We start from the raw sequence: 22296 nt of genomic DNA, 5'->3' as shown, positions 1-22296 counted from the left end.
GTCATGCCCCGCGAAGGCGGGGCATCCAGTACTCCGTGCCATCGGCTGGTTTGCCCCAAGCGGAGCCGCAGCGTACTGGATCATCCGCCTTCGCGGATGATGACAGCGGTGTAAGTGGCGAGATCGTCCGCCCTACCGCTCCAGAATCGCCGTTGCTGTCGCCTCGTCCGTGATCAGGCCGTTGATCAGGCGCCCATTCAGCGCCGCCGCGATCGCCGGCACCTTGGCGGCGCCGACCGCGGCGCCGATCGTCGTGGTCTTCGCCGGCACCTCCGGCGGAATGCTGGTCAGGCGCTTGTTGGTGCCGGCCTTGAGCAGGCGGCCCTTGGCGTCATAAGCCCAACCAGTGATCTCGCCGATCGCTCCCTGCCGCATCATCTCGAACAATTCGTCGCGGGTGACGAAGCCGTCGACATGGACCTGCGCCTTCTGGTCCATCTGGCCGATGCCGACGAGGCGTAAGTCAGCCTTGGCGGCAACTGCCTTCACCTTCGCGATCGGCTCGATCCTGACCATCTTGTTGCGCTCGTCCTCGGACGACATCAGAAACGGCAGCGGCATCGGATAGTGCCGCGCACCGGTGCGGTCGGCGAGCCGGCCAACGGTGTCGTAGAAGCTCGCCGAGCCGTCGGCGGAAATGTTGCCGACCAGCGAAACAATCTGATGATTGGGGCGGTCGATCGGCGTGACGCGTTCGACCGCGGCGCGCACCGCGCGTCCCGTCCCGAGCGCGACGATGACGGGCGTCTCCGAACGTAGCGTCGCATCCAGCAGATTGGCGCAGCGCTCGGCGATGCCTGCGTTGGCCTGAGGCGCCGCCGGATCGGCCGGCACCACTTCGCAATGGACGAGGTCATAGCGCTCCTTGAGGCGCGCTGCCAGTTCCATGCAGGCGGCGATGGGATGTTCGAGGCGAAACGTGATCAGCCGCTCGGCAAGGCACAGCGACACCAGCCGCTGGGCCGAGGCCCGCGATACCTGGAGCATTTTTGCGATCTCGTCCTGGGTGTGGCCGGCAATGAAATAGAGCCAGCCAGCGCGCGCGGCGTCGTCGAGCCTGGATTTTTCGTTCTCGGCGGCCATGGCTGACGTCACGCCTCCCAGAAATCGGTCATGCGCGCAAAGACCCGATCGGCCCCGGCGCCGGACAATATAGCGTGGCCGTCGCGTCCGCGATAATGGCTGCCGCCGACAAATCCCCAGACCGTCATGCCGGCCGCCTTGGCCGCCTTCACGCCGCTGACGCTGTCTTCGATCACGACAGTGCGAGACGGATCGGCCTGCATCTGTTCGGCGGCGTGGAGAAAGAGGTCGGGCGCCGGCTTGCCGTGCCTGACCATCTGCGCGCTGTAGAGCCGGTCGCCAAAATGCGGCGCGAGCCCGGTCACATCAAGCGAGAGCGAGATGCGGTCGAGGTCGCTCGACGACGCCACGCAAAACGGCCCCTTCAGATCCGACAGCACGGCAGCCACGCCGGGGATCGGCTCGAGCGAAGCGGCAAACGTCTCCAGCACGCGCGACTTCAATCGCGGCAGGAAGATCTCCGGCACATCCTGCCCGAGATCACGATAGTGTTGCTCGATCGCCTTCGTGCTGCGTCCGAGAAACAGCTCGAGCGCCTGCTCCGGACTGAGCGCGATCCCGAACCCGGCCAGCACGTCCGACAGGCATTGGCAGCTCAACACCTCGCTGTCGACGAGCACGCCGTCGCAATCGAAGATGATGAGGTCGGATGTGGCCCGGCTATCGTTCATCCGGTCATTCGATCATATACCCATCTGCTGGGCAATAGCTCACCCGACAGCGGCGCGCCGCGGCTTTTACTCCGGTCAGTGCGCCACCTGCCGGTAGATCGCCGGCAAGACCGCGGGCAGTCGGCGAATATTGCCGACGATGGCGTAGCCGCTCCGCCCGAACAGGGTTGGGAAATAGGACTGCGCCGTCGCGTCGACGGTCACGCCGAACACGGCGATGCCGAGCCGGCGCGCCTCCTGCACCGCCTTGCGGGTATCCTCGACCGCAAAACGTCCTTCGTAGTGATCGACATCGTTCGGCTTGCCGTCGGTGAGAACGAGCAGCAGCTTCTTGCGGTGCGGCTGCCTGGCGAGCCCGGCTGCGGCGTGGCGTACCGCCGCGCCAATGCGGGTGTAGTAGCCCGGCTTGAGCGCGCCGATACGACGCTCGACCGCCGCGCTCATCGGCTCACCGAACGCCTTCACCGTCTCGAGCCGCACCCAGGACCGCCGGCGCGAGGTGAAGGTCTGGATGCTGTGGTGATCACCGCAGGCGGAGAGCCCGTGGGCGAGCACCAGCAGCGCCTCCTTCTCGACATCGAGCACGCGGTAGCCGTCGACCCAGGCGTCGGTGGAGAGCGAGACATCCACCAGCAAGGTGACGGCGAGATCATGCCCCTGCGGCCGCATCGCCACATGGACGCGATCCATCGAACCGCTGCCGGCCCGCAGATCGCAGCGCGCCCGCACCAGCGCATCGAGATCGAGGTCGTGCCCGTCGGCCTGCGCGCGCATCAATTCGCGGCGCGGCCGCAAAACTTCGAACCGGCGCCGCACCTGCCGGACATGGCGGCGCGTGGATTCATCCGGCGTCCAGCTCTCGCCGGTCTCGGACGCCGCGGCTGCAAGCACACGGCAATGATCCGGCAGATAGGACTGACTGCGATAGTCCCATTCGGGATACAGCAGGCCAGCATCGAGCCGTGACGCATCGACGGCCTCGGGCGGCAGGTCGAGATCGAATTTGAGCCTGGTCGCGGGCTTGCCGCTGCGGCGCCCGAGCGTGATCTCGTCGAGATCATCCGCTGCCTTCTGCGCGTCCTCGTCCTCGTTGTCGTCGGCAGGACGATCGACATTGACCATCTCGGCCATCGCCATGATCTTCTCGAAGCGGTTGAGCACGAACGGATCCCGCCGATTGGCGCCGTCGTCGCACTCGCGGACCGCGAAGCGCTTGCGGTCGTCCGCTGATGCCTGTTCCGCACCCGGCGCGGTCTCGTCGTCGCCCGCATGTACAGGCGAGAGCTCGCGCGCCCAGCAATCGCCCCACAACGGGCACGGCAGGATCGAACGATAACCCGGCGGCGCCTTGGCCGGCAGCGGGCCTGTCCCCATCATCGCCGCCCACAGCCTGCCTGGAGGCGCCCTTCCGGCGCCGAGCAAGGCGAGGACGATCTGCTCGACCTCCTGTTCGACGTGCGGCAGCGGCCGGCGCGGACGCGCTGTCGCGGTGGCCGCGGCAAGCTGCGCGTAGTCGTCGGCAAGCCCGGGGCATTGCGTGAGCACGAAGACTGCGATCTCGCTTGCTCGTCGCAGCATCAGGAGGTCGCGCCGCAGCGGATCAGCCTCCTCGCTCGTTTCGACGGGCGCAACGGCAAACCACGCAGCGAGCCATCGGTACAGCGACGCATTCAGCGCGCGATCGTCGAAGATCGCGATGCGGTCCGGCAGGAAGATGGTCGCGGCATCGCGCCCCGGCTGGTCGAGACGCTCGTCGCCGAGCCCGATGCGCTGCCGCCAGCCGAGCCGGTGCTCCGATCTGCGCAGGCCGGCGCTCGCGATCTGGACACCGCTCTCGCCGCCGAGGGCACGGAACATCACCGCGATCCGGCCGCGCACCTCCGCCAGTGACACCGCCTGTTCGGCATGGACCGGATAGCTCGCGGTGCCGCCGACCAGGCGGTGCCAGGCGCGGCCGACAGTTTCTTCAAGCTCGAGGAAATCGAGCATTGCGCCCCCTCACGAGATGACGGCGCGCGCGACGTCGAGCAGCGCAGCCTTGACATCGGCATCGTCGGTCAAAGGCTCGATCATGCCGGCCAGCACGGCATCGGCGATCGAGACTCCCGCCGCAATCAAGGTCGCGCAATAGACCACGAGGCGGGTCGAGACGCCCTCCTCCAGGTCGTGGCCTTTCAATGCTCGCAGAAGACCGGCCAGCGCAACCAGCGGCCGCACGCGTTCGGCTGCAAGTCCGCTTTCGGCGGCGACCACCGCGACCTCCTGCTGCGGCGGAAGGAAGCCGAACTCGATGGCGACGAAACGCTGCCGCGTCGACGGCTTCAGCGCTTTGAGCAGCGTCTGGTAACCGGGATTGTAGGAGACCACGAGCATGAAGCTGTCTGGCGCCGCGAGCTCTTCACCGGTGCGCTCAAGCGGCAGGATGCGGCGATCGTCGGTGAGCGGATGCAGCACCACGGTGACGTCCTTGCGCGCCTCCACGACCTCGTCGAGATAGCAGATGCCGCCTTCGCGCACCGCCCGCGTCAGCGGACCGTCGGTCCACACCGTGTCGCCACCCCTGAGCAGATAGCGTCCCGTGAGATCGGCCGCGGTGAGGTCGTCATGGCAGGCCACGGTGTGGAGCGGCAAGCCCAGCCGTGCCGCCATATGCGCGACGAAGCGGGTCTTGCCGCAGCCGGTCGGCCCCTTGAGCAGGACCGGCAGACGATGGCGCCAGGCGTGCTCGAACAGCGCGCATTCGTTGCCGTTCGCGACATAGGCGAGATGCTCGGGTGCAGGCGCCGTCACGGCGTGAAGTGCTGCTTTCATCATCTCTCTCCGAAATCGTCCAGGAAAAAGCGGCCGCGCGCCCCCGCGGCCGCCTTTCACGCCTATTCGGCGGGTTGCAACGCGACGGAAATGGCCGGCTGCTTCTCGCGTCCGGGGACCAGCACCGCCCAGACGAACATCAGCGCGGAGATGGCGACGAATACGCCGGAGCCGAGCCGGACCCAGTAGAACACCGCGACCTGGTCCTGCACGTCCATATAGCTCTGGCCGAGCACACGTTGCAGATGGACCTGGATCACGCCGGCAAAGGTCAGCGCGAAGGTCATCACCATCATGGCGGTGCACATGATCCAGAAGCTCGCCATGCTGAGCCACTGATTATAGGGCGCGCGGCCCCTGATCTGCGGGATCGCATAGGCCATCACCGACAGGTTCAGCATCACATAGGCGCCGAAGAAGGCGAGATGGCCGTGCGCGGCCGTCACCTGCGTGCCATGGGTGTAGTAGTTGACCGAGGACAGCGTGTGCAGGAAGCCCCAGACGCCGGCGCCGAGGAACGCCATCACGGAGCAGCCCACCGACCACAGCAGCGCGGCGCGGTTGGGATGCTTGCGGCCGGCCTTCCACGTCATCTGCACCGTGAAGATCACCATGGTGAAGAACGGCGCGACTTCGAGCGTGGAGAACAGCGAGCCGATCCACTGCCAGTAGCCGGGTGCGCCGATCCAGTAGAAGTGATGGCCGGTGCCGAGAATGCCGGAAAACAAGGCAAGGCCGATGATGACGTAGAGCCACTTCTCCACCACCTCGCGATCGATGCCGTTGAGCTTGATCATCAGGTAGGCGAGCACGGAGGCCATGATCAGCTCCCAGACGCCCTCGACCCAGAGATGCACGACGTACCACCAGTACATCTTGTCGACCGCAAGATTGGCCGGATTGTAGAAGGCGAACAGGAAGAAGATCGCAACGCCCCACAGGCCGAACAGCAGGATGTTGGTGACGGTGGTCTTGCGGCCCTTGAGCGCCGTCATCGTCACGTTGAACAGGAACATCAGGCAGACGACGACGATGCCGACCTTGATGATGAAGGGCTGCTCGAGAAATTCGCGGCCCTCGTGATAATGGAAGAGATAGCCGACCACGGCCACACCCGCCGCGCCAAAGAACATCCAGAACTGGATCTTTGCGAGCAGCGGGCTGTACAGCTCGGTCTCGGTTTCCTCCGGAAGCAGGAAGTAGGTCGCGCCCATGAAGCCGATCAGCGACCACACGATCAGCGCGTTGGTGTGGATCATCCTGACGATGTTGAACGGCAGAATGACCGACAGCGTGTTGGGCAGGACGTAGATGGTCCCGGCGAGCAGGCCGAATATGACCTGGGCCAGGAACAGCGTCAGCGCGCCGTAAAAATACAGCATCGCGACTTTCTGGGTTTGATATTTCATCTCAGGTTCTCTCTGTCTTGAAAGGATCCGTGGACGGCAGCGCGCTCAGCCGGCCTTGTTCGGTGGCCAATCCTGGCGCTTGATCGTGCTGACCCATTGCAGGAAGTCGGCGAGGTCGTTGAGTTCCTGGTCGCTGAGGTTGAATTGCGGCATCTGCCGACGACCCGGCGCGCCGGACGGCTGCGACTGCATCCAGGCCTTCAACGTCTCGCGGGCGCCGGCCGGATCCTCGTTGCCACCCCAGCGATCCCAGACGTTGCCGACTTCAGGAGCGAAATAGGCGCCCTCGCCCAGCAAGGTGTGGCAATTGATGCAGGAGTTCTTTTCCCAGACATGCTTGCCGCGGGCCACCGACGCCGTCAGCGTGCTCGCATCGGTCGAGGTCGTGGCCATGTAGTAATGGCTGTGCGCCGTCAGTCCTATGAAGATGGCGAAGAAAAAGGCCGAGCCGCCGTAGAAGACGTTTCGAGCGGCCGACTTGGTCAGGCGTTCAGCCATTGCCAATCCTTTCCGGTAAGAGTCGTGTTGAGAAAAGCGATGATGCGATTTATTGCCGCTTCGCCCGGCCCGTTCTTTGTCAGGGCGCAATGAGCGCGTCAGATCACGGCGACGGCGGCGGAGGCGAGCCAGGCAAACAGCAGCACGATGAAGATCCACGCGCTGACGAGACCGCGCCAGAGCGCCGGCGCCGTCCGCAAGTCAAGGAAATCAAGCACGATCCGGCGGCCCTTGACGGCGGCGAAGGCCAGCAGCAGGGCGTTGCCGAACAGCGGTCGCGGCAGCAGCGGTGGAATCAGGAGGGTCGCGAGCGCGAGGCCGATCAGCGCGATCCACGTGATGTCGAGTCGATTCGGCATCGTCACCGCACCAGATACAGAATCGGGAACATGACGATCCAGACCAGATCGACCATGTGCCAGAACGCGGTTCCTGTCTCGACGCCGGCCGGCTCGGCGCGGCGGCAGACCACCACAAGAATCACGATGCCGAGGCCGACATGGAGGAGATGGAAGCCGGTCAGGAGGAAGTAGAGGGTGAAGAACGTGCTGGTTTCCAGGCCAATCCCGCGATCGATCTCTGCGGCGTATTCGACGAGCTTGAGCGCGATGAACAGGCCGCCAAGTGCCATGGCACTGAGCAGCCAGCGGCGCGACGCGCGCTTGCTAGCGGTTCGCACGGCAGCCGTGCCGCGGGCCGCCGCCCAGCCGCTGGTCACCAGAACGATGGTGTTGAGCCCGGCAAGGCCGGAATCGAGCGAGGCCTGCCCGGAGGCGAACATCGCCGGATGAATCGCGCGGGTGACGACGAAGGCGCCAAGGAACAGGCCGAAGACGGCCAATTCGCTGAAGATCAGCACCCAGATCATGGGATCGCCAGGCAGATCCTCCAGGATACCCCAGTCTGTGCCGTGTTGTTCGCAATCGGTCGCCGACATCTGTTTCCCGGATCAGGATGTCGTTCAGGAATAGCTTTCCAGGCCGAGGCGGAGTTTGTCGCCGGACAAATACGGAGGAATCGATCGATGGCTTTTCGTTTGCGCCGTCGCAATGTGGGCCAGGGTGGCCGGCGGTAGACGTTGACGGACCCAAGTTTCATAGACCTGCGGACAAGATCATGAGCGACGCGCAAATCGGCCTGCTGACGGCGACCCCCATCATCATCCTGTTCGCTGCGGCACTCAGGAGAATGGGTGTTCTCTCCACGGTGGCGACCGCATCCGCGGTCAGCCTTTCCGTGGCAATCGCTTTTGTGCTGTTCGTGACCCAGTAGACCGGCGGCGCGACGCAAACTTAACGCAATCTTAAACTTGTGCCGCTGAATCTGCTCTCTCAGCAACGAGGGTTTGAGAAGTTCATGCTCAAGGACGGCACATACAGGGCGTGGTTCAAGACGCCGACCGGTCAAGGCACCGGCATCGCCCATGTCGCGGACGGGATGATCTGGGGCTGTGACGGGGTCATGACGTACAGCGGCTCCGTCGACGTCAGCGGCGAACGGTTTACCGCGACCCTCCTGACCAAAAGGCATACCGAACAGCTGCCCACGGTTTTCGGAACCGACGACGAACTCAAGCTTACGCTGGAAGGGACCTGCTCCGGCAAGATCGCTCGATACACAGCCACGGCCGAACAGTTCCCCGGCGTGCTGCTCGAGGGCACGCTCATTTACAGTGAAGACCGGCCGCCCGCGCCGGCGGCGCAACAACCGGCGCCGCAATTCGACCCCGCCAAGCTCCCGAAATTGCCAAAGCGCTCCCGCTGACGAGACGATCAACAGCGCCCCGGCACGAGCGATCCATAGCAATTCGAGATCAAGCTGCCGGGCGAAGTGGCCGCGCCCTACCTGCGCTGGTTATACACGTCGATGCAGACCGCGCCGAGCAACACCAGGCCCTTGATCACCTGCTGGTAGTCGATACCGATGCCGAGGATAGACATGCCGTTGTTCATCACGCCCATGATCATGGCGCCGACCACGGCGCCTCCGACGCGCCCGACGCCGCCATAGGCCGAGGCGCCGCCGATGAAGCAGGCGGCGATGACGTCGAGCTCGAAGCCGAGACCGGCCTTCGGGGTCGCGGTGTTGAGGCGCGCGGCGAAGACGAGGCCGGCGAGAGCTGCGAGCGCGCCCATGTTGACGAAGGTGAAGAAGGTCAACCGCTCGGTCTTGATGCCGGACAGGCTTGCCGCCTTGGCGTTGCCGCCGACAGCGTAGATCTGCCGTCCGATCACGGTGCGGCGGGTGACGAAGCCGTAGAGCGCGATCAATGCGCTCATGATCACCAGGACGTTGGGCAGGCCGCGATAGGTCGCGATCAGATAGGTCGCGTACAGCACCGCGCAGGCCAGCACGATGCTCTTTCCGAGGAAGAACGCGTAGGGCTCGACCTCGATGCCATGCAACTGCTCGCGCGCACGGCCCCGGGCGCTGGCATAGACCAGCCCCAGCGCCAGCACGGCGCCGATCAGCATCGAGGTCGGATGCAGCGTGCCGGCCTCCGGCAACAGCTCAGGAATGAAGCCCGATGACAATTTCTGGAAGGTCGGCGGAAATGGTCCGAGCGACTGGCCCTGCAACACCGCGAGCGCGAGCCCCTTGAACACCAGCATGCCAGCCAGCGTCACGATGAAGGACGGGATCTTGAAATAGGCCACCCAGTAGCCTTGTGCCGCGCCGATTGCCGCGCCGAGCACGAGGCAGGCGATGAAGGCGAGCGTGTAGTCGACCTTGTACGTCACCATCAGCACGGCGGCCACCGCGCCGACGAAGCCCGCGACCGAACCGACGGAGAGGTCGATATGGCCGGTGACGATCACGAGCAACATGCCGAGCGCCATGATCACGATATAGCTGTTCTGGAGCACCAGATTCGTCAGGTTGAGCGGCTGCAGCAGCGTGCCGCCGGTCATGACCTGGAAGAACAGCATGATCGCGATCAGCGACATCAGCATGCCGTAGTTGCGCAGATTGTTCTTGATGAAGCTGCCGTGCCGGCGCTCCTCGGGCAGCGAAACCGTCTTGTCGGTCATGCCTGCGATCCTCCCATCTCCGCGGCAACAGGCGTGCCGCTCCCAAAGTTTCTATCGTTGCGCATGATGGCGCGCATGATCTTTTCCTGCGTCGCATCAAGGCCCGCGAACTCCCCGACGAAGGCACCGTCGTTCATGACGCAGATGCGGTCGCAGATACCGAGCAGCTCGGGCATCTCCGAGGAGATCACCACGACGCCGCGGCCGGCCTCCGCGAGCTCGTTGATGATACAGTAAATCTCGTATTTCGCACCCACGTCGATGCCGCGTGTCGGCTCGTCGAGGATCAGGACCTTGGGGTCGGTCATCAGCCATTTCGACAGCACCACCTTCTGCTGGTTGCCGCCGGAGAGCTGGCCGGTCTCCTGGTAGACGTCGGAGCAGCGGATGCGCATGCGACCGCGATAGTCGCTGGCGACCTTGAGCTCGGCGATGTCGTCGATCACCCGGCGCGGGGCGACCTGGTCGAGGCTGGCCAGCGTGATGTTCTTGCGGACGTCGTCGGCGAGGATCAGCCCGAGCTGCTTGCGGTCTTCGGTGACGTAGGCGAGACCGGCATCGATCGCGGCGGCCACATTCGGCAGCACGAGCTCGTGGCCTTCGAGCCGGATCGAGCCGCTGACATTGGTGCCCCAGGAGCGGCCGAACAGGCTCATGGCGAATTCGGTGCGGCCGGCGCCCATCAGTCCCGCAATGCCCACCACCTCGCCGCGCTTCACGCCGAAATTGACGTTCTTGATCACCTGCCGCTCGGGATGGATCGGATGATAGACCGACCAGTTCTCCACGCTGAGGACGGGCTCGCCGATCTTCGCGCGGCGCTCCGGAAAGCGGTGGGCGAGATCGCGATTGACCATGCTGCGGATGATGCGGTCCTCCTCGACCGGCTCACTGCGGCAATCGATGCCGTCGACGGTGCGGCCGTCGCGCAGCACGGTGATGTGGTCGGCGACGCGGGCGACCTCGTTGAGCTTGTGCGAGATCAGGATCGAGCCGATGCCCTGCTCGCGGAACGTCATCAGGCGTTCGAGCAGCGCTGCGCTGTCGGCTTCGTTCAGGCTCGCGGTCGGCTCGTCCAGGATCAGCATTCGCACCCGCTTGGACAGCGCTTTCGCGATCTCGACCAGCTGCTGCTTGCCGACGCCGAGATCGGTGATCAGCGTATCCGGCGATTCCTTCAGGCCGACCTGCGCCAGCAGCTCGCGCGTGCGCCGGTACACTTCATCCCGGTCGATCACGCCGAGCTTCGAGGGCGGATGCGACAGGAAGATGTTTTCGGCGATCGACATCAGCGGAATCAGCGCGAGCTCCTGGTGGATGATGATGATGCCGAGCGCCTCGGAATCGTTGATGTCGCGGAAGCGGCGCTCCTCGCCCTCAAAGACGATGGTGCCCTCGTAGCTGCCCGCCGGATAGACCCCGCTCAACACCTTCATCAGCGTGGACTTGCCCGCGCCGTTCTCGCCGACGAGCGCATGGATCTGCCCGGCCTGAACCGAGAAGTTGACGTCGCGCAGCGCCTGCACGCCCGAAAAGCTCTTGCTGACGTTGCGCATCTCCAGCATTGCGGTCATCGCTTCATGTCCCTAGACGTTTCCACAGCGTCATGGCCGGGCTTGTCCCGGCCATCCACGTGCAGCCGCTTGCGAGGTAGGACGTGGATGCCCGGGACAAGCCCGGGCATGACGAGTTGGTTGACATACGCTTCATCCCACCAGAGAGATCCTCTCCCCGCAAGAGCGGGGAGAGGGAGACGAGAGATTCTTACTGGAACTGCGCCTTCTTGTAGTAGCCGCCGTCGACCAGGATCTTCTCCCAATTGTCCTTGTAGACCACGACCGGCTTGAGCAGATAGGACGGCACGGTCTTGGCGCCGTTCTCATAGGTCTTGGTGTCGTTGACGGTGACCTGCTTGCCGGCGAGCGCGGCATCGACCATGTCGGCCGTGACCTTGGCGAGGTCGCGGGTGTCCTTGAAGATGGTCGAATACTGATCGCCGCGCAGCATCGCCTTGATCGAGGGCACCTCGGCGTCCTGGCCGCTGATGATCGGCATCGGCTGGTTGGCGCTGCCGTAGCCGACGCCCTTCAGCGAGGAGATGATACCGATCGAGAGGCCGTCATACGGCGACAGCACGGCGTTGACCTTCTTGTTGCCGTAGTAGGCGCTGAGCAGATTGTCCATACGGGCCTGCGCGGTGGCGCCGTCCCAGCGCAGCGTCGCAACCTTGTCCATGCCCATTTGGCCGGAGACAACGACGAGCTTGCCGCTGTCGATATACGGCTTCAGCACACTCATCGCGCCGTTGTAGAAGAAGTAGGCGTTGTTGTCGTCGGGCGAGCCGCCGAACAGCTCGATGTTGAAGGGCCCCTTGCCTTCCTTCAGGCCGAGGCCCTGCTCGATCGACTGTGCCTGGAGCACGCCGACCTGAAAGTTGTCGAAGGTGGCGTAATAGTCGACATTCGGCGTGCCGCGGATCAGGCGATCATAGGCGATCACGGTGATACCCTTGGCCTTGGCCTGCTTCAGCACGTCGGAGAGCGTGGTGCCGTCGATCGCGGCGATCACCAGCGCTTTGGCGCCCTTGGTCACCATGTTCTCGACCTGCGAGAGCTGGTTCGGGATGTCGTCCTCGGCATATTGCAGGTCAGTGTTGTAGCCGCGCTCCTTCAGCACCTTGACCATGTTGTTGCCGTCATCGATCCAGCGCGCCGAGGATTTGGTCGGCATGGCGATGCCGACGGTCGCCTTGTCCTGGGCGGACGCGGTGACGCCTACGGCCATCGTCGCAGCGCCGGCCAGTGCCAGCGCGAGGAATGTCGTCTTCAGTTTTCGCATATTTCACTCCCTTATGTGTCTATGTGTCAGACTGCTTTTCGTTTCGTCGAGAACGCGGTGTGTACTGGCTCTGGTCTCCTATGCAAGCTTGACGTCGGGCTCCGCGCGACCGCGCGCGGAGACATCGAGCAGAAAGGTGCAGCCTGCCTGCGGATCGGCGGCGCGCGCCGCATCGTCCATGTTCTCCCAGGCGGAGGTCACCAGAAGGCGCGACAGATCGGGCCCAATGAAGGCGGGACAGCTCGCCTGGCGCGCCGGCACGCGCAGCGAACGCAGGCGCTCGCCTTGCGGGCTGTAAACATCGATGCGGCCCGCGCCCCAGCAGGCGTTCCAGATTTTTCCGTCGGCATCGACCACCGAGCCGTCGAGGCCGCCGATCCCGGTGTGGCGCAACAGCACCTCCGGCTCGCCGCGCGGCAGACCGGTCGCGGGATTGAGCGGGACGGCATAGAGCACCGCGCGCGCGGTATCGGCGAAGTAGCCGGTGGCGCCATCCGGCGAGAAGCAGATCGAATTGGGAATGCTGATACGAGGGAACAGGATCGAGATGTTGCCGCGATGGAGCGCATAGATCGCGCCCGCGCCCGGCTCGGCGTTGCGTCCCATGGTGCCGATCCAGAACGTGCCCGATTGATGCACGCGGCAATCGTTGGAGCGGGTGGCGGGATTGTCGGCCTCAAGCGGACAGAACAGCGTCATCGCGCCATCGACGAGCTGACGGATGTAGAGACCGTCCTCGGCCACGATCAGCTGGCGCGCGGCATCGATGCGCCCGAGCGCACTCGCCATCCGGCCGAGCGCGTGGACGCGGATGCGGCCGCTGGAAAGGTGCGCCTCGAACAGCCGCCCCTCAAGAATGTCGAACCACCAGGCCGTATCGGTAGCGACGTCATAGGTCGGCCCTTCGCCGAGATGGCAGTGCTCGGCGGAGAGGACGGAGGTCGGCACCTCTTCTTCCGTCATGGCGCCCTCGCTGCAAACCGATACACCGTGTGGTGGCGATAGACCTCGCCGGGCGCGAGGCGCGGACTCGGAAAGTCCGGCCGGTTCGGCGCATCCGGCCAGATGTGCGGCTCCAGGCACATGGCGTCCGACTGCCGGATGAGCTTGCCGCCCTTTCCCGAAATCGTCCCGTCGAGATAGTTGCCGGAATAGACCTGAAGGCCGGGTTGATCGGTCAACAGCTCCATGATCCTCCCCGAGCGCGGCGCCTCCAGCCGCGCTGCGAGAGCAAGCTTGCCGTCGCGCGCCAGGCAGTAGGTGTGGTCGTAGCCCCTGCCGTTACGCAATTGCTGATCGCTCTGCCGGATGCGTTCGCCCACCGCCGTTGCGTTGCGGAAGTCGAAGGGCGTTCCGGCCACTGCACGCGGCGGCTCCGGCAGCGGGATGGCGGTCGGATCAATGGCAAGAAAATGCTCGGCGGCCACCGTCAGCCTGTGATCAAGGATGGATGTGCCTGACGTGGCGCCCTCGAGGTTGAAGAAGCTGTGATTGGTCAGGTTGACGATGGTCGGGCGATCGGTTCGCGCCTCCATGCTCAGCGACAGCTCGGCCGGGCCGGTGACACGGTAGGTCAGGCGCACATCGAGCCGGCCTGGATAGTTCTCTTCGCGATGCGGGCTCGTATAGGTGAGCGTGACTGCAGGCTCCTTGCCGTCGTCAATCCCGGCAATCTCCCAGAGTTTTCGGTCGAACCCGTCGAGACCGCCATGCAATGCATTGGGGCTGTTGTTGACGGGAAGCTGCACCGTCTCGCCGTCGAGCAAAAATTGCCCTTTGGCAATACGATTGGCATAGCGGCCGACGGTGGCGCCGAAGAATTTTCGCTCGGCGAGATAGCCGACAAACGCATCGTGTCCGAGCACGACATCGTCGTAGCCGCCTTTTGCGTCCGGCACGACCAGGGCCTGAAGAACGGCGCCGTAGGTGATGACGCGGGCCTCGAATCCGCCCTCCCCGCGCAGCACGATGCGCTCCACCACGCGGCCGTCGGGCAGCGTTCCGAAGATGTCTTTTTCTATTTTTGAGCCAGCCATGTCTAATCCATAAACGGTTCGACGATGGTGCGCTTGCCGAGCAGGAAAGCATCGGCGACGAGGCGAAGCGGCGTCAGGTCGACATCGCTTGCGCCGGTCGCGGTGAGTCCGACGAAGCGGCCATAGAGCTCGCGATATTCCTGATCCGGCGCCTCGGCAAGTACCTTGTCGTCGACGGCCATGCGCCGCCCGCCACCCGACAATGTCATCCGGCCATGGTCGGTTTCCGCGACGATATCCCAGCTCTGCGGGCCGGTCTGGCGGAAATCGAACTCGGCCGTGACCGGCAGTCCGCCGATGTCGGCCAGTGTCAGGTTTGCGGCGATCGGCGCTTGGCAGTTGGCGGGAAAGGCAAGCTCGGCCGCCGTGACGAACACGGGTCGCGGCAGGATGCGGGTCATGATCGAGAGCGCGTTGATACCGGGATCGAACACGCCGAGCCCGCCCGGCTCCCAGATCCAGCCCTGTCCGGGATGCCAGACCCGGACATCCTCTTTCCAGCTGATGTGCACGGACTTGATCCGGCACGCGGCGAGCCATTCGCGTGCAGGCTCGACCGCGGGCGCGTAACGCGAATGCCAGGTCGCAAACAGCGTGCGCCTTGCCGCGGCCGCCATCGCGATGAGCGGATCGAGCTCGGCAACGCCTGTGCCCGGCGGCTTCTCCAGCATCACGTGCTTGCCGGCGGCGAGCGCGGCAACGGCCTGGGCGCGCCGCACCTGCGGCGGCGTGCACAACGAGACCGCATCGATCGGCGGGCCTTCTTCCAGCAATTCTTCGATTGTGGCAAAATGCGGCAGCCCCGGCAGCGAGGCGTTGCGGCTCGCCACGGCGGCCAGCGTCGCGCCCGGTGTCGCGGCGATCGCACCGACGTGTTGGTCGCGCGCGATCTTGCCGAAGCCGACGATGGCGATGCGAAGTTCGGTCACGCTCACTCTCCAGTATCCGCGGATGGCGCCTCGGTCGGTGCGGTCTCGATCACCGTGCCTTCGTGGCGGCGCATGCCGTTGTGAATGACATAGATCATCGCCTCGGACGCCATGGCGACGTCACCCGCCGCGATCGCATCGACGATCTTCTGGTGCCAGAGCAGCACGGTGTCGCGGTCCTCCGGTTCGACCGGGGCGCTGAGCAGGAACGAGGCGCGCAAGGCGGCCTCGATGACATGACCGATCGAGCGCATGAACAGATTTCCGGACGCGCGCGCAACCGCAACATGGAGCGCGAGGTCGGCGTCGGCAAAGCGAACGGAATCGGAGGCCTCGAGCCGCATGCGATCCATGCAGCGGCGCAGCTCGGCAATATCCTCTTCCGATCGCCGCCCCGCCGCCAGCACTGCCGCGCGCGGCTCGACCGCGAGACGTATCTCGGCAAGGTCGTTGAGGAAGCGCTTGTCGATGCCGGCGTCCAGATGCCAGGCCAGCACATCGGCGTCGAACATGTTCCAGGCGCCGCGCTCGCGCACGACGGTGCCAACCCGCGCCTTGGTGGTGAGCAGCCCCTTGGCTACCAGCGTCTTCACGCTCTCGCGCAACACCGGCCGCGACACGCCGAACATCGCGATCAGCTCGGCATCGCCCGGCAGCCGTGTCCCTTCGGCGTAACGGCCGGCGATGATGTCGACGCCGATCGAGCGGGCCACTTCCGCATGATTGGAGTGAGCCCGTTGCGTCGGGATGACGACGATGCGCGAGGTCATGACGCTGCTCCTGCACTCTTCGCCACGGGCCGGCGCGCGAGCGCGACCAGCGCCTGCTGCAAGGCGATGAAGGCAAACAGCAGCACGCCGGTTGCGATCTTGGTCCACCAACTCGACAACGTGCCGTCGAAATTGATGTAGGTCTGGATCAAGCCCTGGATCAGCACACCGAGGAACGTGCCGATCACCGAGCCCTGCCCGCCTGTCAGCAGGGTGCCGCCGATCACGACCGCGGCGATGGTGTCGAGCTCGACGCCGACGGCGGAAAGCGAGTAGCCGGCGCTGGTGTAGAACGAGAAAACGATGCCGGCGATGCCTGCAAGCAGGCTCGATAGCATGTAGATTCGCACTGTCATCCGTCCGACCGCAACGCCCATCAGGTTCGCGGCCACACGGTTGCCGCCAAGCGCGTAGACGTTGGCGCCGAACCGCGTGAACGTCAGCAGCAGCGCACCGCCGATCACGATCGCGAGCATGATGATCGCAATCGCCGTCAATCGCCCGCCGCCCGGCAATCGCAACGCGAAATCCGACACCGTCGAATAGATCGGCGCGCTGATCGGCACCGATTCCGTCGAGAGCAGGAAGCTGGCGCCGCGAGCCAGGAACATGCCGGCCAGGGTCACAATGAAAGGCGGCAGGTCGAAGACATGGATGACGGCGCCCATCGCCGCGCCGAAACCCGCCGAGAGCACAAGGATGGCGACGAAGGCGACCAGCGGCGGCACACCCCAGCGCTCGATCGCGAGCGCGACGAACACTGTGGTAAAGCCGATCACCGAGCCGACCGAGAGATCGATGCCGCCCGAGATGATCACGAAGGTCATTCCGGTCGCGACAATGCCGAGGAAGGCATTGTCGGTGAGGAGATTGCCGACCACGCGGGTGGAGGCGATGTTGGGGAACTGCATCGCGCAGAGCGCGAAGCCCAGGACGAGCACGATGGCCGTGATGACGACGGGCGGCAGGCCTTTCATGCCTTCGCCCTCCGCAACGGGGGCATAATCCCGGAGAATCCCGATAGCTTCGGCGATTGCAGCAGCAGCACGGTTAGCACCACCACCGCCTTGACCAGCAGGTTGAACTCCGGCGGATAGCCGGACAGCAGAATGCCGGTGTTCATGGTCTGGATGATCAGCGCGCCGAGCACGGCGAGCACGAGGCTGAAGCGGCCGCCGAACAGCGAGGTACCGCCGATCACCACCGCAAGGATGGCGTCGAGCTCGAGCCAAAGGCCGGCATTGTTGGCATCCGCGCCCATGATGTCGGCCGCCGCGATCACGCCGGCGAGCGCGGCGCAGACGCCGCACCAGACATAGACGGCCAAAATCATCGCGCGCGTGCCGACGCCGGCAAGCTCGCTCGCCCGCGCATTGCCGCCGGTCGCCTCGATCAGGAGCCCGAGCGCCGAGCCGCGCACCACCGCGCCGGTGAGGATCAGCATCCCCAGCGCAATCGCGACCGGCACCGGCACGCCGAGGATGGAGCCATTGCCAAGCCAGACCAGGTCGGGCGAGCTGAAGGTCACGATACGCCCTTCGGTTATGAGCTGGGCAATGCCGCGCCCCGCCACCATCAGGATCAGCGTCGCGACGATCGGCTGCATGCCGAGCACACTGACGAGAAAGCCGTTCCACAATCCGCAGACGAGCCCAGCGCCGAGCGCCGCCGCCAGCACGACCGGCAGCCCATGACTGTCGGCAAGGCTCGCCGCGATTGCACCCGAGATTGCCATCACCGCGCCGACCGAAAGATCGATGCCGCGCGTGGCGATCACCAGCACCATACCGAGCGAGAGCAGAGCCACCGGCGTGCCGCGATTGAGCACATCGATCAGGCTGCCGAACAGGCGGCCGTCCTGGAGGCGCAGATCGAAGAATTGGGGCGACACCACCCGGTCGACCGCCAGGATAACGATCAGCGCAAGAATCTGGGCAAGACCGCGGCGCGGCAGCAGCGCTGTCATGCCCGCCCCTCATGCGCAACAACAGCGCTATCGGCGGCGATGGCCGCGAGAATGTTGCTGATGTCGATCGCCTCGCCCGTGAGCTCGTCGACATGCGCGCGATCGCGCAGCACCACCACGCGATCCGAATAGGTCACGATCTCATCTAACTCGGAGGAGATCACGAGCAGGGCAAGCCCATCGTCGCAGAGCTCGCGGATCAGGCGGATGATCTCGGCATGCGCACCGACGTCGATGCCGCGGGTCGGCTCGTCCAGCACGAGAAGACGCGGCGAGGTCGCGAGCCAGCGTGCCAGCAGCACCTTCTGCTGGTTGCCGCCGGACAACAGCCCGACGGGGCGCTCCGGATCGGGCGGGCGGATATCGAGCATCTTGACGTAACGGCCTGCGATCTCGTCCTGCTCGCGCCGCGATAGTGGCCTGTGCAGGCCGCGCTTGGCCTGGAGCGCGAGCACGATGTTCTCGCGCACGGTGAGCTCGGCGACGATGCCGTCGGTCTTGCGCTCCTCCGGACAATAGCCAAAGCCGTGGCGCACGCCGTCGCGCGGCGACAGGAGCCGTATGGGATCGCCCTCGACTTTCGCCTGCCCGCGATCGGCGCGCTCCGCACCGAACACCAGCCGCGCCGTCTCGGTCCGGCCCGAGCCGAGCAGGCCGGCGAGACCCACGACCTCACCGTGGCGCAGTTCGAGATTGAACGGCGCGACATAGCCGGCCTTGCCATAGCCTTCGAAGCTCGCACAAACTTCGCGCGCCTGATGCTCAGCCGTAGCCGCGCGCGCGCTGGTGGTTTCGGCTAGCTCGCGGCCGAGCATCATCCGGATCAGCTCGAGCCGCGGCAGCGAGGCGGTCTCGCGCTCGCCGACCAGCCGCCCGTTGCGCAGCACCGTGATGCGATCGGATATCTCGTAGACCTGGTCGAGAAAATGGCTGACGAAAACGATGCCGATGCCGCGGCCGGCGAGCTGACGCATGATATCGAAGAGGATCTCGACTTCGTGGCGGTCGAGGCTTGCGGTCGGCTCGTCGAGGATCAGCACGCGCGCCGATAAATCGACGGCGCGCGCGATTGCGGTGACATGCTGCACTGCGACCGAATAGCTGCCGAGCGGCGCTGAGACATCGATATCGAGGCCGAACCCGCCGAGCAGCATTTTCGCGCGGCGGCGCATCTCGCCTTCGCGCACGATGCCGAAGCGCATCGGCTGGCGGTCAAGGAACAGGTTTTGCGCCACCGAGAGGTTCGGCAGCAGATTGACCTCCTGGTAGACGGTGGCGATGCCGGCCTGAAGCGCCGCCTTGGCCGAGCGCGGCGCGACCTCTTCGCCGCTGATGCGGATGACGCCTGCGTCGCGCGGGAACACGCCGGTGATCGCCTTGATCAACGTGGATTTGCCCGCGCCGTTCTCGCCGAGCAGCGCATGGATCTCGCCGGCACGCAGCGTGAAGTCGACTTCCTGCAACGCACGCACCGCACCAAAGCTCTTGCTGATCCCGCGCACCTCCAGCAGCGGCGGAGCAGGATCCGGGCTTTTCTCCATTGCGTCGTTACTCCCACCGGCGCCCGCGGACCACGCGGACGCCCAACATACTCGTTTGTGCAGCGGCTACGAAGGGGAGCGCCGCCGGACAACCGCCGACGGCGCAAGTCCCCGCCTCAATAGCCGAGACCCTTCTTGCTGTCGTAGATCTTCTGCGGATCGTCGGCGGCGGTGTAGAGCTTCGATTCCGTCTGGATCCATTTCGGTGGCACCGTGCCCTTGTCCTTGAAGGCCGCGATGGCATCGAGCGCCGGGCCCGCCATGTTCGGCGTCAGTTCCACGGTGGCATTGGCTTCGCCGGCGGCCATGGCCTTGAAGATATCCGGGACCGCGTCGATCGAGACGGTGAGGATCTCCTTGCCCGGCTTAAGTCCGGCTTCCTTCATCGCCTGGATCGCACCGACCATCATGTCGTCATTGTGGGCATAGACCGCGCAGATCGACTTGCCGCCGCCTTCGGCCTTGATGAAGCTCTCCATCACCTCCTTGCCCTTGGCGCGGGTGAAGTCGCCAGTCTGGCTGCGCACCACCTTCAGGTTCGAATGCTTGGCGATGGCGGTATCAAAACCCTTCTTGCGGTTGGCGGCGACGCTCGCGCCGACCGTGCCCTGCAATTCGACGATGCTGCAGGCCTTAGCCCCGACGGTCTTGGCCAGCCAGTCGCCGGCAACCTCGCCTTCGTGCACGCTGTCGGAGGTCACGGCGGTAAGATAGAGCTCCTTGCCGGAGGGATCGATGTCGCGGTCGAGCAGCACGACCGGGATCTTGGCCTCCTTGGCTTCCTTCAGCACCGAATCCCAGCCGGTCGACACCACGGGCGCGAGAAAGATCGCGTCGACGTTCTGCGCGATGAAGGAGCGGATCGCCTTGATCTGGTTCTCCTGCTTCTGCTGGGCGTCGGCGATCTTGAGATTGACCTGGCGCTTGGCGGCCTCCTGCTTGGAGACGGAGGTCTCGGCCGCGCGCCAGCCGGATTCCGATCCGATCTGCGAGAAGCCGATGGTGAGCTGGCCGGCGCTGGCCGGCATCGCGATCAGCAAGGCGGCCGTGGCGCTGGCCGCAAAAAGGGCTTTGAGGTTCATCAGGCGTGTCTCCCAAGTGTTATTCCGGGCGCCTATGGTAACATGGCACCCAACGGCCGCCCTTGAGGGCGGCGGAAGGCACTATTTCATGGAAGATCGGTTCCGACTAGTCATATTATCTGACTATTGGCCGGAAGCGCATGGGACTGCGGGGAACGGTCCTATAACACGCCCAGAGCGATTTTGTTCCGGGGGTGCAACGGGAAGATGAAGGAAATGATGCGGCTTGGCCAGCGCCACACCATCATGGCCGGGCTTGTCCCGGCCATCCACGCCTCACCGCGCGGGACCAAGAACGTGGATGCCCGGGACAAGCCCGGGCATGACGACTTCCCGCAATTCGCGCGTGCACGCTCTGCCACCCGCGGAAGGGGGTGAAGACACGCCTAGATCAACTTCCGCTGCGCGAGGTTCTTCATCAGTGCGCCGATGCCGAAGGTCCAGGGCTCGCACTCGTCGCTGCTACGCATGCGGTTGACGAGCTTGCCGAGCTGGGGCGCTGCAATCGTGACGATGTCGTCGCGCTTGTGGGTGAACCCCTGCCCAGGCGCATCGCGATCCTTGACGGGCGCGAACATGGTCCCGAGAAACAGCACGAAGCCATCGGGATATTGATGCACGGGCCCGATGGTCTGCGCGACCAAATCGGTGGGATCGCGGCTGATCTTGCTGATCGAGGAATGGCCGTCGAGGACAAAACCGTCCGCCCCCTTCACGTTCAGGCTGATGTCCAGCTTGCGGGCGTCGTCGAGCGAGAAGGTGTCGTCGAACAGGCGCAGCAGCGGGCCGATCGCGCAGGAGGCGTTGTTGTCCTTGGCCTTCGACAACAAGAGCGCGGAGCGACCCTCGAAGTCGCGCAGATTGACGTCATTGCCGAGCGCGCCACCGACGATCTTGCCGCGGCTCGAGACGAACAGCACCAGCTCCGGCTCCGGGTTGTTCCAGGTCGACTTCGGATGCAGTCCCGCATCCATGCCGGTGCCGACCGAAGACAGGGTCGGCGCCTTGGTGAAGACCTCGGCATCAGGACCGATGCCGACCTCGAGATACTGGCTCCAGGCGTTCTGGTCGATCAGCACCTGCTTCAGCCGCATCGCCTGGTCCGAGCCCGGCTTGAGCTTGGACAGATCGTCGCCGATCAGCCGCGTCACTTCTTTACGGATCGCTTCGGCCGAGGCCGGATTGCCCTTGGCCCGCTCTTCGATGACGCGCTCCAGCATCGAGATGGCGAAAGTGACGCCGGCCGCCTTCAGCGTCTGGAGATCGACGGGCGCGAGCAGCCACGGCTTCATGGGGTCGCGCTGGTCGGGCGGCGTGTTGGCCACGATGGCTTCGAGATCGCCGATGCGCTCGCCCCTGGTCGCAGCAAGCGCCTTGGCCGGATTATCCTCTTCACAGAGTGCGCTGACGGTCGGAAATTTTGCGGTGACGTCGAACACGCCGTCGGCCCGCACGGCGACCACAGACGGACCGTTCGCCTGCGGCAGCCAGACGCGGCCGACCAGCGTTCCCCGCGTTCCGTCCTCGGGGAGAAGATCCTTCACAGTCAATGTCGCCATGGCGCCGTCCTCGCAATTTCTCGGATCAGCCGCGTACGCAGCGGCCGATCACATTGGCGAAGACCAATAAA

At 65.0% G+C, this 22296-nt stretch carries 22 protein-coding genes; 2 read left to right on the top strand and 20 right to left on the bottom strand.

Annotation, left to right across the window (positions count from 1 at the left end):
• Window positions 1–132: 132 nt before the first annotated feature.
• The 8 genes from GWG65_RS05770 to GWG65_RS05735 all read right to left on the bottom strand — a co-directional run bounded on the left by GWG65_RS05770 (window position 133) and on the right by GWG65_RS05735 (window position 7409).
• Window positions 133–1083 carry a sugar-binding domain-containing protein gene (locus GWG65_RS05770; protein WP_275194442.1) on the bottom strand — a complete coding sequence of 317 codons (951 nt, stop codon included), beginning with the start codon at window positions 1081–1083 and terminating at the stop codon, window positions 133–135.
• An 8-nt stretch (window positions 1084–1091) separates the two neighbouring features.
• Window positions 1092–1754: an HAD family hydrolase gene (locus tag GWG65_RS05765; protein ID WP_275194441.1), complete on the bottom strand. Its 663-nt coding sequence runs from the start codon at window positions 1752–1754 to the stop codon at window positions 1092–1094.
• A gap of 75 nt (window positions 1755–1829) precedes the next feature.
• Window positions 1830–3743: a VWA domain-containing protein gene (locus GWG65_RS05760; protein WP_275194440.1), complete on the bottom strand. Its 1914-nt coding sequence runs from the start codon at window positions 3741–3743 to the stop codon at window positions 1830–1832.
• Between the two features lie 9 nt (window positions 3744–3752).
• Window positions 3753–4565: a CbbQ/NirQ/NorQ/GpvN family protein gene (locus tag GWG65_RS05755; RefSeq protein WP_275194439.1), complete on the bottom strand. Its 813-nt coding sequence runs from the start codon at window positions 4563–4565 to the stop codon at window positions 3753–3755.
• A gap of 62 nt (window positions 4566–4627) precedes the next feature.
• The gene (locus tag GWG65_RS05750; RefSeq protein WP_275194438.1) at window positions 4628–5974 is read right to left on the bottom strand and encodes a cbb3-type cytochrome c oxidase subunit I; all 1347 of its coding nucleotides are present in this window, start codon (window positions 5972–5974) and stop codon (window positions 4628–4630) included.
• A 45-nt stretch (window positions 5975–6019) separates the two neighbouring features.
• Window positions 6020–6472, bottom strand: coding sequence for a cytochrome c (locus tag GWG65_RS05745; protein ID WP_275194437.1), 453 nt, complete (start codon window positions 6470–6472; stop codon window positions 6020–6022).
• Window positions 6473–6570: 98 nt separating this feature from the next.
• The gene (locus GWG65_RS05740; RefSeq protein WP_275194436.1) at window positions 6571–6831 is read right to left on the bottom strand and encodes a cytochrome C oxidase subunit IV family protein; all 261 of its coding nucleotides are present in this window, start codon (window positions 6829–6831) and stop codon (window positions 6571–6573) included.
• Window positions 6832–6833: 2 nt separating this feature from the next.
• Window positions 6834–7409, bottom strand: coding sequence for a cytochrome c oxidase subunit 3 family protein (locus GWG65_RS05735; protein ID WP_275194435.1), 576 nt, complete (start codon window positions 7407–7409; stop codon window positions 6834–6836).
• Window positions 7410–7588: 179 nt separating this feature from the next.
• Between GWG65_RS05735 and GWG65_RS05730 the strand changes: the two genes are divergently transcribed.
• On the top strand, window positions 7589–7744 hold the full coding sequence (locus GWG65_RS05730) for a hypothetical protein (RefSeq protein ID WP_275194434.1): 156 nt from the start codon (window positions 7589–7591) through the stop codon (window positions 7742–7744).
• Between the two features lie 84 nt (window positions 7745–7828).
• A complete protein-coding gene (locus GWG65_RS05725) occupies window positions 7829–8236 on the top strand; it encodes a hypothetical protein (RefSeq protein ID WP_275194433.1) in 408 nt (135 codons plus the stop codon).
• 77 nt (window positions 8237–8313) lie between these two features.
• Here GWG65_RS05725 and mmsB read toward each other — a convergent pair whose 3' ends face one another.
• The 12 genes from mmsB to GWG65_RS05665 form a co-directional block, all read right to left on the bottom strand.
• Window positions 8314–9504 (bottom strand): multiple monosaccharide ABC transporter permease, encoded by a 1191-nt coding sequence (mmsB, locus tag GWG65_RS05720; protein WP_275194432.1) that lies wholly within the window; start codon window positions 9502–9504, stop codon window positions 8314–8316.
• The gene (mmsA, locus tag GWG65_RS05715) at window positions 9501–11078 is read right to left on the bottom strand and encodes a multiple monosaccharide ABC transporter ATP-binding protein (protein WP_275194431.1); all 1578 of its coding nucleotides are present in this window, start codon (window positions 11076–11078) and stop codon (window positions 9501–9503) included. The genes mmsB and mmsA overlap by 4 nt, the downstream gene beginning before the upstream one ends.
• A 190-nt stretch (window positions 11079–11268) precedes the next feature.
• Complete coding sequence (chvE, locus tag GWG65_RS05710) at window positions 11269–12342, bottom strand: multiple monosaccharide ABC transporter substrate-binding protein (RefSeq protein WP_275194430.1); 1074 nt, start codon at window positions 12340–12342, stop codon at window positions 11269–11271.
• A 78-nt stretch (window positions 12343–12420) separates the two neighbouring features.
• Window positions 12421–13305 carry an SMP-30/gluconolactonase/LRE family protein gene (locus GWG65_RS05705; RefSeq protein WP_275194429.1) on the bottom strand — a complete coding sequence of 295 codons (885 nt, stop codon included), beginning with the start codon at window positions 13303–13305 and terminating at the stop codon, window positions 12421–12423.
• Window positions 13302–14378 carry an aldose epimerase family protein gene (locus GWG65_RS05700; protein WP_275194428.1) on the bottom strand — a complete coding sequence of 359 codons (1077 nt, stop codon included), beginning with the start codon at window positions 14376–14378 and terminating at the stop codon, window positions 13302–13304. Before GWG65_RS05700 ends, GWG65_RS05705 begins: the two co-directional genes overlap by 4 nt.
• Window positions 14379–14380: 2 nt before the next feature.
• Entirely contained in the window at window positions 14381–15307 is a 927-nt protein-coding gene (locus tag GWG65_RS05695) for a Gfo/Idh/MocA family oxidoreductase (RefSeq protein ID WP_275194427.1), read from the bottom strand.
• Between the two features lie 2 nt (window positions 15308–15309).
• Entirely contained in the window at window positions 15310–16077 is a 768-nt protein-coding gene (locus GWG65_RS05690; RefSeq protein ID WP_275194426.1) for a FadR/GntR family transcriptional regulator, read from the bottom strand.
• The gene (yjfF, locus tag GWG65_RS05685) at window positions 16074–17054 is read right to left on the bottom strand and encodes a galactofuranose ABC transporter, permease protein YjfF (RefSeq protein ID WP_275194425.1); all 981 of its coding nucleotides are present in this window, start codon (window positions 17052–17054) and stop codon (window positions 16074–16076) included. Before yjfF ends, GWG65_RS05690 begins: the two co-directional genes overlap by 4 nt.
• The gene (locus GWG65_RS05680) at window positions 17051–18043 is read right to left on the bottom strand and encodes an ABC transporter permease (RefSeq protein WP_275194424.1); all 993 of its coding nucleotides are present in this window, start codon (window positions 18041–18043) and stop codon (window positions 17051–17053) included. The genes yjfF and GWG65_RS05680 overlap by 4 nt, the downstream gene beginning before the upstream one ends.
• Entirely contained in the window at window positions 18040–19584 is a 1545-nt protein-coding gene (locus tag GWG65_RS05675; RefSeq protein WP_275194423.1) for a sugar ABC transporter ATP-binding protein, read from the bottom strand. Before GWG65_RS05675 ends, GWG65_RS05680 begins: the two co-directional genes overlap by 4 nt.
• Before the next feature lie 116 nt (window positions 19585–19700).
• Window positions 19701–20666: a galactofuranose ABC transporter, galactofuranose-binding protein YtfQ gene (ytfQ, locus tag GWG65_RS05670; RefSeq protein WP_275194422.1), complete on the bottom strand. Its 966-nt coding sequence runs from the start codon at window positions 20664–20666 to the stop codon at window positions 19701–19703.
• Window positions 20667–21052: 386 nt separating this feature from the next.
• The gene (locus tag GWG65_RS05665; protein ID WP_275194421.1) at window positions 21053–22225 is read right to left on the bottom strand and encodes a fumarylacetoacetate hydrolase family protein; all 1173 of its coding nucleotides are present in this window, start codon (window positions 22223–22225) and stop codon (window positions 21053–21055) included.
• Between the last annotated feature and the right edge of the window lie 71 nt (window positions 22226–22296).

It is taken from the genome of Bradyrhizobium sp. CSA207, assembly GCF_029051685.1.
Classification (GTDB): Bacteria; Pseudomonadota; Alphaproteobacteria; order Rhizobiales; family Xanthobacteraceae; genus Bradyrhizobium.
Note: the sequence above shows the minus strand (reverse complement) of the source record. Positions and strands in the feature narration are given on the sequence as shown.

What these genes read in the sequence shown, in the direction of transcription:
- GWG65_RS05770 (WP_275194442.1), bottom strand. Translation starts at nt 1,083, where the DNA reads ATGGCCGCCGAGAACGAAAAATCCAGGCTCGACGACGCCGCGCGCGCT.
- GWG65_RS05765 (WP_275194441.1), bottom strand. Translation starts at nt 1,754, where the DNA reads ATGAACGATAGCCGGGCCACATCCGACCTCATCATCTTCGATTGCGAC.
- GWG65_RS05760 (WP_275194440.1), bottom strand. Translation starts at nt 3,743, where the DNA reads ATGCTCGATTTCCTCGAGCTTGAAGAAACTGTCGGCCGCGCCTGGCAC.
- GWG65_RS05755 (WP_275194439.1), bottom strand. Translation starts at nt 4,565, where the DNA reads ATGAAAGCAGCACTTCACGCCGTGACGGCGCCTGCACCCGAGCATCTC.
- GWG65_RS05750 (WP_275194438.1), bottom strand. Translation starts at nt 5,974, where the DNA reads ATGAAATATCAAACCCAGAAAGTCGCGATGCTGTATTTTTACGGCGCG.
- GWG65_RS05745 (WP_275194437.1), bottom strand. Translation starts at nt 6,472, where the DNA reads ATGGCTGAACGCCTGACCAAGTCGGCCGCTCGAAACGTCTTCTACGGC.
- GWG65_RS05740 (WP_275194436.1), bottom strand. Translation starts at nt 6,831, where the DNA reads ATGCCGAATCGACTCGACATCACGTGGATCGCGCTGATCGGCCTCGCG.
- GWG65_RS05735 (WP_275194435.1), bottom strand. Translation starts at nt 7,409, where the DNA reads ATGTCGGCGACCGATTGCGAACAACACGGCACAGACTGGGGTATCCTG.
- GWG65_RS05730 (WP_275194434.1), top strand. Translation starts at nt 7,589, where the DNA reads ATGAGCGACGCGCAAATCGGCCTGCTGACGGCGACCCCCATCATCATC.
- GWG65_RS05725 (WP_275194433.1), top strand. Translation starts at nt 7,829, where the DNA reads ATGCTCAAGGACGGCACATACAGGGCGTGGTTCAAGACGCCGACCGGT.
- mmsB (WP_275194432.1), bottom strand. Translation starts at nt 9,504, where the DNA reads ATGACCGACAAGACGGTTTCGCTGCCCGAGGAGCGCCGGCACGGCAGC.
- mmsA (WP_275194431.1), bottom strand. Translation starts at nt 11,078, where the DNA reads ATGACCGCAATGCTGGAGATGCGCAACGTCAGCAAGAGCTTTTCGGGC.
- chvE (WP_275194430.1), bottom strand. Translation starts at nt 12,342, where the DNA reads ATGCGAAAACTGAAGACGACATTCCTCGCGCTGGCACTGGCCGGCGCT.
- GWG65_RS05705 (WP_275194429.1), bottom strand. Translation starts at nt 13,305, where the DNA reads ATGACGGAAGAAGAGGTGCCGACCTCCGTCCTCTCCGCCGAGCACTGC.
- GWG65_RS05700 (WP_275194428.1), bottom strand. Translation starts at nt 14,378, where the DNA reads ATGGCTGGCTCAAAAATAGAAAAAGACATCTTCGGAACGCTGCCCGAC.
- GWG65_RS05690 (WP_275194426.1), bottom strand. Translation starts at nt 16,077, where the DNA reads ATGACCTCGCGCATCGTCGTCATCCCGACGCAACGGGCTCACTCCAAT.
- yjfF (WP_275194425.1), bottom strand. Translation starts at nt 17,054, where the DNA reads ATGAAAGGCCTGCCGCCCGTCGTCATCACGGCCATCGTGCTCGTCCTG.
- GWG65_RS05680 (WP_275194424.1), bottom strand. Translation starts at nt 18,043, where the DNA reads ATGACAGCGCTGCTGCCGCGCCGCGGTCTTGCCCAGATTCTTGCGCTG.
- GWG65_RS05675 (WP_275194423.1), bottom strand. Translation starts at nt 19,584, where the DNA reads ATGGAGAAAAGCCCGGATCCTGCTCCGCCGCTGCTGGAGGTGCGCGGG.
- ytfQ (WP_275194422.1), bottom strand. Translation starts at nt 20,666, where the DNA reads ATGAACCTCAAAGCCCTTTTTGCGGCCAGCGCCACGGCCGCCTTGCTG.
- GWG65_RS05665 (WP_275194421.1), bottom strand. Translation starts at nt 22,225, where the DNA reads ATGGCGACATTGACTGTGAAGGATCTTCTCCCCGAGGACGGAACGCGG.